Raw genomic sequence first — 15,036 nt, 5'->3', positions numbered from 1 at the left:
CCGGGTCAGTCAACGAGGCTCCTGCCGGTCAGCCGGAGGAACACGTCCTCCAGCGACGAGCGGCGGACCAGCGACGTCATGGGGCGCAGCCCGCGCGCGGTGACCTGTTCCAAAGCGGCCTCTCCGTCGTGCGCGTAAATGAGCACGCGGTCCGGTAACGTCTCCAACCGCTCACCAATGCCTTGAAGTTCGACGCCGATGGTCGCGTTCCGCTCGGACCCGAACCTGAGCTCGAGTACTTCACGTGATGAGTGCTCGCGGATGAGGTTGGCCGGAGATCCTTCGGCCATGATGCGGCCCTTGTCCACCACGATCAGCCGGTCGCAGAGTTGCTCGGCTTCGTCCATGTAATGCGTGGTGAGAATGAGGGTGACGCCGTTTTCCTTGAGCCGGAACAGCCTGTCCCAGAGGATGTGGCGGGCCTGCGGATCCAGGCCGGTGGTGGGCTCGTCCAGGAGTAGGATGCGGGGTTCGTTGATCAGTGACCGGGCAATGGTGAGCCGGCGCTTCATGCCACCTGAGAGCGCGTCGACCTTGGAATTGGCCTTGTCCGTCAGCTGCGCGAATTCCAGCAGCTCATCAGCTTTCGGCTTCAAGTAGCTCAAGGGCAGGCCGAAGTAGCGCCCATAGACGATCAGGTTCTCGCGGACTTTCAACTCTTCGTCGAGGTTGTCCTGCTGCGGGACCACGCCAAGGTGTGCCCGGACTTCCGGCCCATGAGACTCGGGATCCAGGCCCATGATGCTCAGCGTGCCCGAAGTGCGCTGGGAGACGCCGCCGATCATTTTCATGGTGGTGGACTTGCCGGCACCGTTGGGGCCGAGCAGACCGAAGGACTCCCCTGCCGGCACGTCGAAGGAAATGTTGTCCACGGCCGTGAGATCACCGTAGGTCTTGGTGAGGTTTTGCGCGCTAATGACGGTTGGTCGGTTCATGTCGAAGCCGGATTGCGACGATTCTGACGGTGTTGGTGACGGTGTCGGTGAGCGGATTGCTTCATTGTGCACCCTCAGCAGACTAGTAGCGCCCGCTGACATGTGAAAGGGCTCTTGCAGATATTCTTGCAAGAGCCCTTCCGTTTCGGCTTGGGTATGGATCAGCTGCTGGGCTGCGAGCGCAGTACCTCCAGCCTCTGACGGAACTCGGTCTCATCAATCTCCCCCCGGGCATAGCGCTCACGAAGTACGCCCTCTGCGCCTTGCGTCGCAGCCCAGTGATGGTTACGGCGCCATGTCCTGCGTGCGATGAAAATGAACAAACCAATCACGAGGATCCAGAACAGCGGGAACAGCAGGAAGAACGGCCAGGCGGGGCCGTCTCCCCACGGTCCGTGCATGGCGACGGTGGCCGGCACCTGTGCCAGCGTTCCTCCGAGTGTTGTGGTTTCCCCAACGAGTGAAGTGAATGCGGTGAACATGTCAGTGATCCAAACTCTCTCCGCCGGTGCCCGGCGTGAACCGTGTTTCGGCTCTGGTTCGAGTCTTCTCGGATGCGGCTGGTGAGGCGTCCGCCGTCGGGAGTCACCTTGGGATGCGCCGCTACTCCCGGCGGAGGCGCCTTTGGCGGGTCAACTGCTCCAACCAGGCTTCACCAGACCGGATTCGTAGGCCAACACCACCAACTGGGACCGGTCGCGGACCATCAACTTGGTCATGATTCGCGAGACGTGGGTCTTCGCCGTGAGGGGTGTGATGAACAGGCGTCCCGCTATCTCGGCATTGTTCAGGCCCTCGCCTACCAGCGCCAACACTTCCCGTTCGCGGTCCGTCACCTGTTCCAGCGGGACTACTTTTGCTGCCGCCCGGCTCTGCGACGCCAACTGGGCCATGATGCGCCGGGTTACTGAGGGCGACAGCAACGCATCTCCATCGTGGACCACCCGGACGGCGCGGATAAGTTCGGCGGGCTCGGTGTCCTTGACCAGGAACCCTGCGGCACCGGCCCGGACGGCTTCGGCAATGTACTCGTCGAGTTCGAAGGTGGTGAGGATGATGATGCGCGTACCGGTCAGGCTTGGATCGCCCAGGATCTTCCGGCTGGCGGTCAGACCGTCGTCGTCCGGCATGCGGATGTCCATGAGAATGACGTCCGGCTTGTTCCGTGCAGCCAAACGAACGGCGTCGCGACCCGTGCTGGCCTCTGCCACCACCTCCATGTCCGGTTCGGCGTCAAGGAGGGCTCGGAAGCCTGCCCTGATGAGGGTCTGGTCGTCGGCGAGGAGGATGCGGATCACTGGAAGTTTCCTTTTGCTCTTGTCGGCATGATTGCTTGAACCTGGAGGCCCGGCTCCAGTTCTTGAAGGGTGAGCGTCCCGCCTAAGGCTGCTGCCCTCTCCCCCATACCGGTCAGCCCGTTGCCGGGGAGCGCGCCGCCCATGCCCGCGCCGTCGTCGTCGATTGTCACCGTCAGCGCCCCGGCGGCTTCGACAACACGCACGACGGCGGTCCGGGCGCCGGAGTGCCTCCCGACGTTGGTCAGGGCTTCCTGGATGATCCGGTAGGCGGCTTCCTGCTGGGCCTCCCCCACCGTCTGGTGGTTCGAGTGGTCCTCCAGCGTCACACGCAGCCCGCTCAGCTCCGCGTTCTTCACCAGCTCAGGGATCCTGGCCAGGGTAGGCCGCGCTGCCGGGGTCAGGGGGACGTCCTCGCGCAGCACGCCAAGGAGCTGGCGGACCTCCGTGAGCGACTCCTTGCTGGCAGCCTTGATGGCTTCGAGGGCGGGCCTGAGCTTTTCCGGATCATCGGCGCCGACGTGCAGGGCAACTGACGCTTGCACGTTGATCATGGAAAGGGAATGCGCTACTACGTCGTGAATGTCCCTCGCCAGAGTGAGCCTGTATTCGTCCCGCTCGGCCTTTTGCGCTTCCTCGTGGCGCCGCCGGTACTCCGCCTGCCGTTCACCGCGGCGGCGGATTCCCTGCCCGATCAGGACCAGGATGGCAGCCCACGCCACGCCGGCGGACGCACGTACCGGCCAGTTCTCGTCACCCGTCAGGGCGGCACCTGTGATCACCGCGGCCGCAGCAATACCCGCACCCGCCCAAGCTTGCCAGCGCAGACCGGCCGCTGCCGTAAGAACGATGGCCAGCGCCAGCGACAGTACGATCGGACCCCACGCGTATCCCAAAGTCAGGTAGCTGCCGGTGGCAACAAGGGCGACGGGGAGCATCACTTGCGGCGCCCGCTTGCGGAATGCCAGCCCGGCCGGACCGGCCAGGAGCAGCATGATCGCAAGGGCATCGAGCGGACGGGGCGAGTCCTGGTGGCTCGCGGAAAACAGGGACCCCACCAGCTGGATCACTGCAACGGTGATGACGATGAAACTCGTGGGAGGACCAACGAATCTGCGCTGGCCCGGAATTCGTGGGGGGCCCGTGTGCCGCTTTGACCCCGGATGCCGCTTTGACTCTGAGAAACGGGGCTGCATACACAGAGACTAGCTTCGGACCGCCGGTAAGTCGTCGGGTTAACGGAGCAGGGCGCCTACTCCGTGGGGAGTAGGCGCCCTGCCGTGTTCGAGGAAACTACGCGATGCCAGCTTGGCGTTCGGCGCTCTCCACCACGTTCGCGAGCAGCATGGCACGGGTCATCGGCCCCACGCCGCCCGGGTTCGGGGACAGCCAAGCGGCGACGTCGGCAGCCGCCGGATCCACATCTCCGGTGACAACAGCTTTACCGTTGCCGTCGTCCACACGGCTGACGCCGACGTCGAGCACTATGGCGCCCGGCTTGAGGTCTTCAGCCTTGATCATGTGCGGCACGCCGGCAGCGGCAATCACGACGTCGGCCTGCTTCAGTTCTGCGGGCAGGTCCACCGTTCCGGTGTGCGCAAGGATGACCGTGGCGTTGACTTCCTTGCGGGTGAGCAAAAGGCCAATGGGACGGCCGATGGTGACGCCGCGGCCAACCACCAGGACGCGCTTGCCCTTGAGTTCAATGTTGTGGCGGCGGAGCAGTTCCACGCAGCCCTTGGGCGTGCAGGGCAGCGGGGACTTCATTTCGCCGTTGACGTTGGCCACCAAGCGGCCAAGGTTCATGGGGTGCAGGCCGTCGGCATCCTTGTCAGGATCCATGGCTTCGAGAATGACGTCCTGGTCAATGTGCTTGGGCAGCGGAAGCTGGACGATGTAGCCGGTGCATTCCGGGTTGTCGTTGAGCTCGCGGACAACCTCCAGGAGGTCTTCCTGGGAAATGTCTTCGGGGAGGTCGCGGCGAATGGACTGGATGCCTACCTCAGCGCAGTCCTTGTGCTTGCCACCCACGTACCAGGTGCTGCCGGGGTCCGAACCCACCAGGATGGTGCCCAGGCCGGGGACGATTCCCTTGGCGGCGAGGACGGAAACGCGAGTGGTCAGTTCTGCCTTGATGGCTGCGGCGGTGGCCTTGCCGTCAAGGATCTGTGCGGTGGACTGTGTCATTCCATCTGCTCTTTCTGGTGGGTGACCTAATGGCTCATGCCAACGGGACCCGCCGCCGTAGGTGTGGCGGCGGATCCCGTCGGCTCCGGTTCAAGGCCCGGGTAATGCTTTTATCCGCGGAAAATGCGGATTACCACTGCTCGTGCTGCGGGTACAGCGGGAAGTCAGCGGCCAGCTTGTCGACGCGGGCCTGGAGGCTGTCAACGTCGGCGGCGGAGCCCGCCTTGAGCGCGGTGGCGATGATCTCGGCAACCTCGGTGAACTCGGTGGCACCGAATCCGCGGGTAGCCAGGGCAGGCGTACCGATGCGGAGGCCGGAGGTAACCATCGGCGGGCGGGGGTCGAACGGAACAGCGTTGCGGTTCACGGTGATGCCCACGGAGTGCAAGAGGTCTTCGGCCTGCTGGCCGTCCAGCTGCGAGTTGCGCAGGTCAACCAGGACCAGGTGAACATCGGTGCCGCCGGTGAGGACCGAGACGCCTGCTTCGGCAACATCGGACTGGTTCAGGCGGTCGGCGATGATCTTGGCACCCTCGAGGACGCGCTCCTGGCGCTCCTTGAACTCTTCGCTGCCGGCGATCTTGAAGGCAACAGCCTTGGCGGCGATGACATGCATGAGCGGGCCGCCCTGCTGGCCCGGGAAGACGTTGGAGTTGAGCTTCTTGGCCCACTCCTGCTTTGCCAGGATCACGCCGGAACGCGGACCTGCGAGGGTCTTGTGAACCGTGGAGGTGACGACGTCGGAGTGCGGCACCGGGCTCGGGTGCAGGCCTGCTGCGACCAATCCGGCGAAGTGTGCCATGTCCGTCCAGAGGAGGGCGCCCACCTCATCAGCGATGGAGCGGAAGGCAGCGAAGTCGAGGTGACGCGGGTACGCGGACCAGCCGGCGATGATGACCTGCGGCTTCTCAGCAATGGCCTGCTCGCGCAGCTTGTCCATGTCGATGCGGAAGTTGTCTTCTTCAACCTGGTAGGCAGCTACGTTGTAGAGCTTTCCGGAGAAGTTGAGCTTCATGCCGTGCGTCAGGTGACCGCCGTGTGCCAGGGACAGGCCAAGGATCTTGTCGCCCGGGGTGATCATGGCGGACAGCGCAGCAGCGTTGGCCTGGGCACCGGAGTGCGGCTGGACGTTGGCGTACTCGGCGCCAAAGAGTTCCTTGACGCGGTCGATCGCAAGCTGCTCGGCGATGTCGACGTACTCACAGCCGCCGTAGTAGCGGCGGCCCGGGTAGCCCTCGGCGTACTTGTTGGTCAGGACGGAGCCCTGGGCTTCCATGACGGCGCGGGGGGCGAAGTTTTCGGACGCAATCATTTCCAGGGTGCCGCGCTGGCGGCCGAGTTCCTGGTTGAGGACTGCTGCGATCTCGGGATCGAGATCGGCGAGCGACTGGTTGCTGACAGACGCGGAAGTGGTTGTGGTAGTCACGGAGATCTCCTGGCTAGGCAACGGGTGATGCTACAGGTCAGGCTACCGGCAGCAGCATTCCCGCGTCCCCTTGATGACGTCAGGGACCGGTCACGTGCGTGCAGCGGTAAGACATGACCCTCGGCCCAGGCGTACGATCCGTGGTCTTCATGATTGCCGCTCCCTGGTGGTAGTCCACCCAACGCCAGTTGCGACCCGTTAACAGTACAACAAGGCTGCACGGGTAGGCTTGATCGTGTGACTGACTCCACCGCTTTCGTTGTAACACTCTCCTGCCCCGACCGCCCCGGCATCGTCCATGCGGTAGCCGGAGCCCTCCTCGGGGCCGGCTGCAACATTGCCGACTCCCAGCAGTACGGAAGCCCCAGCACAGGCAACTTCTTCATGCGCGTGGAGGCAACCACCGCGTCCTCCCAGGAGGAACTGGCGGCCGCGCTGCGTCCGGTAGCCGAATCCTTCGGCATGACCTGGCAGATCAACCCTGTTGGCGAGAAGGTCCGCACCATCATCCTGTGCTCCAAGGACGCGCACTGCCTGAACGATCTACTCTTCCAGCAGCGCACCGGCACCTTGCCAATTGACGTTCCGGCCATCGTGTCCAACCACCGTGACCTTGAGTCGTTGGCGGAGTTCTACGGCATCCCGTTCCACCACATCCCGGTGACGCCCGAAACCAAACCGCAGGCCGAGGCGCAGCTGCTGAAGTTGATCGCCGAGCACGATGTTGAGCTCACCGTCCTGGCCCGTTACATGCAGGTCCTCTCCAATGATTTGTGCACGGAGTTGAACGGCAAGTCCATCAACATCCACCACTCCTTCCTGCCTTCCTTTAAGGGCGCCAAGCCGTACCACCAGGCTCATGCGCGTGGTGTGAAGATCATCGGCGCCACGGCCCATTACGTGACGGCGGACCTCGACGAGGGGCCGATCATCGAGCAGGAAGTCATCCGCGTGGACCACGCGCGCACGGCTGCCCAGTTTGTCCAGATGGGCCGCGATGTGGAAGGCCGAACACTTGCCCAGGCGGTCCAGTGGCACGCCGAACACCGGGTTCTTCTGGACGGCACCCGCACCGTGGTTTTCAACTAGCACCGCTCCGTCTTCCGCACCCCCGCACCCCCGCACCCAACTGAGTCGCAGTTGAGCGCGTTTTGAGCGCTCATAACGCGCTCAGCTGCGACCTACATGGGAAGTAGGCTGGGGCCTATGGCTCCCTCTTACACTTTCGCCGGGGACACCCCGGCCATCCATGAATCTGCCTTCGTGGCACCAACGGCATCGATCATCGGCAAGGCAACGTTGGCCGAGGACTCCAGCGCCTTCTACGGCGTCTCCGTCCGGGCAGATACAGCCGCGATCAGCGTCGGCGCGGGATCGAACCTACAGGACAACGTAGTCCTCCACGCAGACCCCGGCTTTCCCTGCACCGTGGGCGAGCGCGTGTCCGTGGGGCACAGCGCCGTGGTCCATGGATGCACTGTGGAGGACGACTGCCTCATTGGCATGAGCGCCACTATCCTCAACGGCGCGGTGATTGGCACGGGCTCGCTCATCGCTGCCGGCGCAGTGGTTCTGGAGGGCACCGTGATTCCTCCGCGCTCCTTGGTTGCCGGTGTCCCAGCCAAGGTACGCCGTGAACTTACGGACGAAGAGTTCGAGGGCGTGAAGCACAACGCTGCCCAATACAAGGAACTCGCTGCGGCGCACAGGGAAATGCACGCTTAACTGACGAATGCGAGGCCCGCTCTGCATCCCCACAGCCTCCCTGGCTTCGCTAGCTCAGCCAGGGAACCCGGGCGGTGTGGGCCCCGCGATTGGTTTGGGACGCAGAGCAGGCCTCGCAACGCTAGGGTTTAGTCCAAAGAGATCGGGCCGAGCTCGTCCAGGAGGTCGCCCGGTCCTGGGTTTCCGTCTGCGGACGAGCCACCCAGGTGGTTCACCACTCCCCACACGGCATTCAGGCCCGTGGTCACGGCGCCTTCTGCCCAGCCGGCAGTGAAGGACACGTCGTCGCCGGCGAGGAAGATTCCGCGCTGGTGCTCCGGCAACCGGTCCTGCTTGAAGTGGGTGAACAGGCGCTGCTGGTAGCGGTAGTGTCCGGGCAGGTTGGCCTTGAACGCGCCCATGAAGTTGGGATCCGCTTCCCAGGACACGGTGATGGGCTGCCCCACGATGTGGCTTGCGATGTCCACGCCCGGGTAGATCTGCTCCAACGAGTGCAGCATGAGCTTGACGCGTTCCTCGGCGGTGAGGGCCAACCACTTCAGGGCGTCGTCGTTCCAGGTGTAGGACAGGAGCATCACGGCGGGCTTGTCCGGACCGTCGTCGAGCAAGTACGTGGCCCGGTTGAGGCGGTCGGTGAGCGTCATGGAGAGGACTTCGCGTCCGGTCTCCGGATCAATGTCCTTCCAGAACGGGCGGTCCACCATGACGAACGTCTTGGACGACTGCATGTAGTGCGAGCGCTCGATCGCCGTCCACAGTTCTGCCGGGAACAGTGCTTCCTCGGTGTGGATGCGCGTGGACAGCAGCCAGGACTGGCAGGTGGTCACCACGGCTTGGTACGTGGCTTCGCGGCCCCAGTTCTCGCGGACCACGAGGTCGCCGTTTTCTGCCCGGCGGATGTTGTCCACGGCTCCGCGCGGCGAACCGCTGTGCAGCGACGACAGCGAGGTGCCTTCCGGCCAGTATGAAAGGCCCGACGGCGCGTGGTTCCAGAGTGCCTCGGGGAGCCGTTGCGCTCCTCCAGCGATGGAGCGGTGCTGGTCGTCGGCGTCGGTGTAGACCACGCGGAGGATTTCGAGGATGGAGTTGGGGAAGTCGGTGTCCCAGCCACCCGTGCCAAAGCCCACCTGGCCGAAGGCTTCGCGGTGCGCAAACCCTGCCTCCTTGAAGGACTTGCTCGCGGCGATGAAGCCGTAGAACGTTTGCTCGTCGAGCTCCGGGAGGAGTGCGTTCCAGAGTTCCTTGATCCGCTTGGTGTCGCGGGCCTTGATGGCCTCCTGCATCTCAGCGAAGGCCGCGCCGTCGTTGACTGCTGCTTTCCATGCGTCGGCAACCTCGCGGAAGAACTCCGGCAGTTCATCGGATGTGGTGGCGTAGTGCTTCTTGCCGGCGAGCTCAATCACGGTGCTGGACGTGGCCGGCGCCATGGGGTTAGGGAACTCGTTGGTGTCCAGGCCAAGAAGGTCCACGTAGTGGTAGAACGCTTTGCCGGAAACGGGGAATCGCATGCCGCCAAGGTCCGCCACGATGCCCGGAGCGGAGGGGAAACTGGCTGTCCGGAGACGACCACCGATTTGGTCGGCCTCGTAAATCACTGGTTTGAGGCCGAGTTTCATCAACTCGTAGGCAGTAACGAGTCCGGACAGGCCGGCGCCAATAATCGCGACTTCTGTGCCGTAGAGCTCCTCGGGAACCGAGCCGAGCCCGTCCGGGTGCGCCAGGTAATGATCGTAGCTGAACGGGAAATCCGGGTTCAGCATGGTGATGGGGGCTCCAGTTGCGTCTGAGGTGGGCGCACCTGGTTTCTCGACGACAGGGAGCTCGGTGGCAATGGTCATGAGTTTTCTGCTTTCACAGGTTCCGGGCTCACGGCCCTGGTGGTTAGTTCACGGTAGTCCTGCTCGCTGAGCGCGGCTACCTTGGAGTTCCGGCGTCCATAGCCGAAGTAGATGGCGACACCCACCAGCATCCAGACGCCGAAGGTAATCCAGGTATCCGCGCCGAGGTTGAGCATCAGGTACGCACACATGAGGGTGCCAAGGATGGGCGTGATGGGGTACAGCGGCACCCGGAAGCTCCGCTCCAAGTCGGGGCGGTTGCGCCGGAGGTAAATGACGGCCACATTGACCAGGGCGAAGGCAAAGAGCGTGCCGATGCTGGTGGCATCCGCCAGCGCACCCAGCGGGACCAGGCCCGCGGTGAGGGCGACGGCGGTGCCAATGATGAGCGTGCCGGCCACCGGGGTGCCGGTACGGCGGGATACGCGGCCGAAGACTTTGGGCATCATGCCGTCGCGGGACATGGAGAGCATGATGCGGGTTTGGCCGTAGAGAACGGTCAGAACGATGCTGGCGATGGCCAGCACAGCGCCGATGGAGAAGACCAAGGCAATCCAAGGCTGGCCGGTGATCTCGTGAAGGATCTGCACCAGCGCAGCTTCCGTGCCGTCGAACCAGTTCCAGGGGCGGGCCCCGATGGCTGCCACAGCAACCAGGACGTAGATGCTGGTGACGATCACCATGGAGAGCATGATGGCCCGGGGCAGGTCACGCTTGGGATTTCTGGCTTCCTCGCCGGCTGTGGAGGCGGCGTCGAAACCGATGTAGGAGAAGAAGACACTGGACGCTGCGGCAGAAACACCGGCGGCGCCCATGGGCAGCAGCGGCTCGAAGTTGCCTGCGTTGAAGGCGGTGAAGGCCACGGCGCAGAAGAAGATCAGGATGCCCACCTTGATGATGACAATGGCGGTGTTGATCCATGCACTCTCGCGGGCTCCCCGGACCAGCAGGATCATGGCAAGAATGACGATCACCATGGCCGGTACGTTCACCAAGCCCCCGTCTCCCGGCGGCTGGCTCATGGCATCAGGCAGGACCTGGCCGAACGCGGCGAGGGTCTCGTTCACGTACTGCCCGGCACCAACAGCAACGGCTGCCACGGAGACGGCGTATTCCAACACCAGGCACCAGCCGCAGATCCAGGCCATGCCTTCGCCCATGGTGGCGTAGGAGTAGGAGTAGCTGGAGCCTGCCACCGGCACGAGCCCGGCCATTTCGGCGTAGGACACTGCGGAGAGCAGCGCAGCCAAACCGGCAATGACGAACGAGATCCAGATGGCCGGCCCTGCCAGTGGCACGGACTCGCCAAGGATCACCAGGATGCCGGTGCCAAGCGTGGCGCCAACGCTGATCATGGTCAGCTGGAGGACCCCGAAGCTGCGGACCAACGGCGTGCCGCCTTCGCCGCTTCCGGCCTCGTTGACCATCTGGCCGATCGGCTTGCGGCGCAGGAGCTGGGCTCCCAGGCTCGGCCTGGCGATGCTTGCCGCTGCCGGGTTTTTGGTGTTCACAGGCACAGTCACCCTTGACGTCCCTTCAAAGTAGTTTCGATTTCCCCTCCACAAGACTGGCATGTGAGCCACCTCTCATCATGGTGCAAAATGACCTATAGTGTTCAACCATGAGACGTAATGCACACTATCAAGAGGTAGCTCCGGCCGCCCTTTCCGGGCAGGTCATCGTGGACCTGTCCGCCATTTCAGAGAATGTCAGGGCCCTGAAGAAGCGCACCGAGGCGCCGTTCTTCATGGCAGTGGTCAAGGGCAACGCCTACGGCCATGGCCTGGTGGAAGTGGCGCGAACAGCAGTTGACGCCGGAGCGGACTGGCTCGGGACGGCCCAGCTCAGAGAGGCCATTTCACTTCGCCAGGCGGGCATCACCGTGCCCATCCTTTCCTGGCTGTATCTGGCATCCCAGACCAGCGCCGCCATCCTTGAGGCCTTGGAGAATGACATCGATGTTTCCCTCGGGAGCGTCAGCCAACTGGAGGTATTGGCAGGCATCGCACAACGCCTTGGCCGTCCCGCCGTCGTGCATCTGGAACTGGACAGCGGCCTGAGCCGCGGCGGTGCGCGCAAGGAAGATTGGCCTGAACTTGTGGCACAGGCGCGGCAAGCTGAACTTGACGGCACCCTCCGCGTAAGGGGGCTGTGGACCCACCTGGCCTGGGCCGATGTCCCCGCCCACCCGGGGAACGCCACTGCCGTCGCAGAGTTCGAGGACGCCGTCCGCGAGGCACGCGACGCCGGGCTCAGCCCGGAACTCCGCCACGTTTCCAGCTCCGCGAATATCCTGGACCGGCCCGAATTCCACTTCGACATGGTCCGCGCAGGGTTGGCTATCTACGGACTTGCACCTGCGGACCACCTGAACCCGTCCGACTTCGGATTGCGGCCAGCGCTCAGCGTCACGGCTCCGCTGGTCATGGTCAAGAAGGTCCCGGCAGGCACCGGCGTGAGCTACGAACACCAGGCCATCACCTACGAACCCCGCTACCTGGGCCTCATCCCGCTCGGCTACGCGGACGGCATCCCCAAGGGCATCAGCGGACGCTCGGTAGTGAACATTGCGGGCCGCAGCGTGCCGGTGATCGGCAAGGTGTGCATGGACCAGTTCATGGTGGACCTCGGCCCGGACGCTTCAGGGATAAACGTTGGGGATACCGCAGTGTTATTCGGCGATCCGGCCGACGGGGCGGCGAGTGCCGACGACTGGGGCGCGGGTATAGGCAGTCACGGCGACGAAATCATCAACAGGATCGCGCCCCGACTACCCCGGGCTTACGCCACTACCGCTTACCAGTGCCCCGACTACCAGGAGCCGGCCACCGCCGGGCAGGACGATGTCGCCTGAGGCCGCCACTGCCCGCCTGAGTTTCGTCACACTCGAACAGTTCGTGGAGCAGCTGCCGCCGGAGTTGAAAATGCTTCACGACGGCGGCAGCGGCGCCTCGCTGCTGCGATGGGTTGAACCGAGTGAGCTCGAAGATCCCACGCCTTACCTGCCGGAGGGCGAGTTCCTCCTCACCGCCGGGTTGCCTTTCCTTGGGGAAGGCGGCTCGGCGGCCAAGGTGGATGCCTACGTCCAGCGGCTCGTGGGCGCCAAGGTGGCAGCCCTCGGGTTTGGGATAAGACCCTATTTCGACGCCGTCCCTGACGTCCTGCTCGACGCCTGCCGGAAGCACAACCTCACCTTGTTCGAGGTGCCGGAGTCCGTACCGTTCGCGGCAATCGGGTTGGAGTTTTCCCAGCTCCTGGAAACGGACAACGCCAAAGTTTTCCGGCGGCTGGCGGAGACCAACCGGCAGCTCATGCGGGCGGTTCTCTCCCCCAGGCCCGAACACGAACTTCTCGCCGCCCTCGTGCAGCGGGTACCGGTCTGGGCCGTTCTTGTGGGCGCTGACGGGCGGGTCCGGGCGCGCGGGCACAATGCCGCTGGACAGAATACCGCCGGACACAACGCCGGCGGCAGCAGCGGCGTCGAGCTTTCCTTGCTTTCGCCCATGCTGGAGCGGCTGCTGTCCGGCAGTGGTCCGCGCGTGGAAATGGATGGTTTCGAACAGCCGGGCTCAGCTTTGGTGTTCGGGCATCCGTTGCGCAGCACCAAGGACGCCAACCTGGGCGCGCTGATTCTTGGTTCGGATACACCCCTCACGCCTGCGCAGAACAACGTGGTGCAGTCCGCCGTTGGCCTGTTGGAGTTGTTGGTTCGGCAGCGGACCAGTGGCTCGCTGGCTCCGAGTCAGTTGGCCACGGCGGTCCTGCTGCACCCTGACTCGCTGGCGTCCGGCTCTACCAAACACGTCAATGGCCTCAAGGATCTGCTGGCCCAGAGCTTATCGTCCACCAGATCCGGGCAGATGCGGGTGGTTCAAGGTGTCAGGGTGAACGGCGCCGCGGACGATGGGCCGGTGCGTGAGCTGCTGCAATGGCGCAGGCTTTTCGACACCAAGCTGGTGGAGATCACCGACTACGGTTTCGCAGCCATTACCCGGTTGAAGGTTGATGACTCGCTGCTCTCTGATGTGGAAAAACTTGGCTGGCGGCTGGTCATTGGCGAACCGACGGAGCTCCTTGGGCTCCAAGCGGCCTACCAACGGGCGAGCTCCTTGCGCAGCCGCGTGGTGACCACGGGCAAGAGCGCACGCGTGGATGAGGTGACCTGGTCCGTTGCCGGTCTTTTGGGGCGCGAAGCGGGAACCCTGCTTGCCGAAAGGCTCTTGGCGCCCGTGCTCGAGCTGGAATCGGACCGTCGCGACCCACTGTTGGCTGTCCTCCGGGGGTGGCTCAGTGAAAATGGCAGCTGGGACGGTTCCGCCAAACTGCTGGGGCTGCACAGGAACAGCGTGCGGCGGCAGATCGGCGTGCTGGCTGAGCTGTTGGACATGGACCTTAACCAGGCGCAGGTGCGCGCCGAACTGTGGTTCGCCCTGCAGTATGTGGACGAGCTGGTGGCCGGCCTTCCTGTTGATGGGACGGGTGACTAGACGCGCTTGTCTTTCTGCTTACTTATCCCAGTTGGCGTACAGCTCCGGCCGACGTTCGCGCAGGTATGGGACTTCGTCGCGTGCTGCCTTGACTGACTCGGTGCCAACCTCGGCGAACAAGAGCGCAGCGGACTCCCCCGCCGCTGCAAGCAAGGAACCGTCCGGTCCGGCCACAACACTGCCGCCCAGGAAGTTGTACACGTCCTCATGCCCACTGTGGTTGGCATAGGCAACGTTCAACTGGCTCTCCAACGCGCGCGCCCGGATCAGGACCTGAGGCACATTATCGAATCCGGCAGACAAGGCGGTAGGCACCAGGAGGAGTTCGGCGCCTCTGGTGGCAGCGGCACGAACGGCTTCCGGGAACTCGACGTCGTAGCAGATGAGCATGGACGTACGGATCCCGTTGAAATCCACGACGGCGGGAGGTTCTTGTGCGGCCACAAATGCTTTGTGCTCCTCCGGGCCGAAGAGATGCACCTTGGCGTAGTTGAGGACTTCGGCGCCAGAGGCGTCCAGCAAAGTAGCCGTGATGTTCCAGCCGTTGTCAGCGGCAGCCGGCTGCGCGTCGTCGTCGTGCGCTGGCAGCTGCAAGCTCACCGCCGGAAGGCTGTAGACCAGGCCGATCTTATGCCGGCGAGCGATGGAGGCCAGGCGTTCACGAACGCCCGGGAGGGTGGCAGGGTCCAGTTCGGCGTGCAGACGCAGAGGGGCGTATCCCACGGGGAACAGCTCCGGGGTGAGGAGCAGCCCGGCCCCCGCCTGGGCGGCGCGCTGCGCGGCGTCATCGATTGTGCGCAGGTTCGCTTCAACATCCATGACGGAAGCGTTCGCCTGCAGGACTGAGAGCAGCATCATTACCACCTAGGTTTCGTTCACACCGGACCGATAGCGTCGGGATCTTCTTGCTTCCAGAGTAGGCAGGCATGGGAACCGGATGTTAGGGCGTTTGGACCCGCACGCCACGAAAGCAGGACGCATTGCCCCCAACCCCTTACGTTGCGAGGCTCGCTATGCGCCCTAACGGTGAACTTCGAGCGCATAGCGGGCCTCACAAGGGGTACAGGTGCAGTGTTCATGCATTGGAGTATGTCGGTAATGATTGACTCCTTGTGTTCACTTCTTGACTACAAGCTCGCTTGT

General features: G+C 63.9%; 13 protein-coding genes. 4 read left to right on the top strand and 9 right to left on the bottom strand.

The features are described 5' to 3' along the window. Window positions 1-5: 5 nt before the first annotated feature. From J7I86_RS01575 to glyA, 6 genes are all read right to left on the bottom strand, one after another. Complete coding sequence (locus J7I86_RS01575; RefSeq protein WP_214815037.1) at window positions 6-935, bottom strand: ABC transporter ATP-binding protein; 930 nt, start codon at window positions 933-935, stop codon at window positions 6-8. A gap of 161 nt (window positions 936-1,096) precedes the next feature. Beyond that, window positions 1,097-1,417: an SHOCT domain-containing protein gene (locus J7I86_RS01570; RefSeq protein ID WP_286179166.1), complete on the bottom strand. Its 321-nt coding sequence runs from the start codon at window positions 1,415-1,417 to the stop codon at window positions 1,097-1,099. A 150-nt stretch (window positions 1,418-1,567) separates the two neighbouring features. Continuing rightward, window positions 1,568-2,233 (bottom strand): response regulator transcription factor, encoded by a 666-nt coding sequence (locus J7I86_RS01565; RefSeq protein ID WP_214815036.1) that lies wholly within the window; start codon window positions 2,231-2,233, stop codon window positions 1,568-1,570. Continuing rightward, window positions 2,230-3,426: a sensor histidine kinase gene (locus J7I86_RS01560; RefSeq protein WP_214815035.1), complete on the bottom strand. Its 1,197-nt coding sequence runs from the start codon at window positions 3,424-3,426 to the stop codon at window positions 2,230-2,232. Before J7I86_RS01560 ends, J7I86_RS01565 begins: the two co-directional genes overlap by 4 nt. A gap of 97 nt (window positions 3,427-3,523) precedes the next feature. Continuing rightward, entirely contained in the window at window positions 3,524-4,417 is an 894-nt protein-coding gene (locus J7I86_RS01555) for a bifunctional methylenetetrahydrofolate dehydrogenase/methenyltetrahydrofolate cyclohydrolase (protein ID WP_091466032.1), read from the bottom strand. A 130-nt stretch (window positions 4,418-4,547) separates the two neighbouring features. Next, window positions 4,548-5,843, bottom strand: coding sequence for a serine hydroxymethyltransferase (glyA, locus tag J7I86_RS01550; RefSeq protein WP_214815034.1), 1,296 nt, complete (start codon window positions 5,841-5,843; stop codon window positions 4,548-4,550). Window positions 5,844-6,080: 237 nt separating this feature from the next. Here glyA and purU point away from each other — a divergent pair, with 237 nt between their 5' ends. Both purU and J7I86_RS01540 read left to right on the top strand, forming a co-directional pair. Beyond that, window positions 6,081-6,932 carry a formyltetrahydrofolate deformylase gene (purU, locus tag J7I86_RS01545; RefSeq protein WP_214815033.1) on the top strand — a complete coding sequence of 284 codons (852 nt, stop codon included), beginning with the start codon at window positions 6,081-6,083 and terminating at the stop codon, window positions 6,930-6,932. 117 nt (window positions 6,933-7,049) lie between these two features. After that, window positions 7,050-7,568, top strand: a complete 519-nt coding sequence (locus tag J7I86_RS01540) for a gamma carbonic anhydrase family protein (protein WP_214815032.1) — start codon at window positions 7,050-7,052, stop codon at window positions 7,566-7,568. Window positions 7,569-7,696: 128 nt separating this feature from the next. On the opposite strand, the gene J7I86_RS01535 is transcribed toward J7I86_RS01540, so the two are convergent. Together J7I86_RS01535 and J7I86_RS01530 are read right to left on the bottom strand one after the other, a co-directional pair. Further along, window positions 7,697-9,406, bottom strand: a complete 1,710-nt coding sequence (locus tag J7I86_RS01535) for an NAD(P)/FAD-dependent oxidoreductase (RefSeq protein ID WP_214815031.1) — start codon at window positions 9,404-9,406, stop codon at window positions 7,697-7,699. Continuing rightward, window positions 9,403-10,833: an amino acid permease gene (locus tag J7I86_RS01530; protein WP_286179201.1), complete on the bottom strand. Its 1,431-nt coding sequence runs from the start codon at window positions 10,831-10,833 to the stop codon at window positions 9,403-9,405. Before J7I86_RS01530 ends, J7I86_RS01535 begins: the two co-directional genes overlap by 4 nt. Window positions 10,834-11,027: 194 nt before the next feature. Here J7I86_RS01530 and alr point away from each other — a divergent pair, with 194 nt between their 5' ends. Next, complete coding sequence (gene alr, locus J7I86_RS01525; protein WP_286179162.1) at window positions 11,028-12,260, top strand: alanine racemase; 1,233 nt, start codon at window positions 11,028-11,030, stop codon at window positions 12,258-12,260. Further along, the gene (locus J7I86_RS01520; RefSeq protein WP_214815029.1) at window positions 12,250-13,893 is read left to right on the top strand and encodes a PucR family transcriptional regulator; all 1,644 of its coding nucleotides are present in this window, start codon (window positions 12,250-12,252) and stop codon (window positions 13,891-13,893) included. The genes alr and J7I86_RS01520 overlap by 11 nt, the downstream gene beginning before the upstream one ends. Window positions 13,894-13,911: 18 nt before the next feature. On the opposite strand, the gene J7I86_RS01515 is transcribed toward J7I86_RS01520, so the two are convergent. Further along, the gene (locus tag J7I86_RS01515; RefSeq protein WP_214815028.1) at window positions 13,912-14,751 is read right to left on the bottom strand and encodes a carbon-nitrogen hydrolase family protein; all 840 of its coding nucleotides are present in this window, start codon (window positions 14,749-14,751) and stop codon (window positions 13,912-13,914) included. Window positions 14,752-15,036 lie beyond the last annotated feature (285 nt).

This window comes from Arthrobacter sp. ISL-95, from assembly GCF_018613695.1.
Taxonomy (GTDB): domain Bacteria; phylum Actinomycetota; class Actinomycetes; order Actinomycetales; family Micrococcaceae; genus Arthrobacter.
This window is presented reverse-complemented; position numbering and strand designations above follow the sequence as displayed.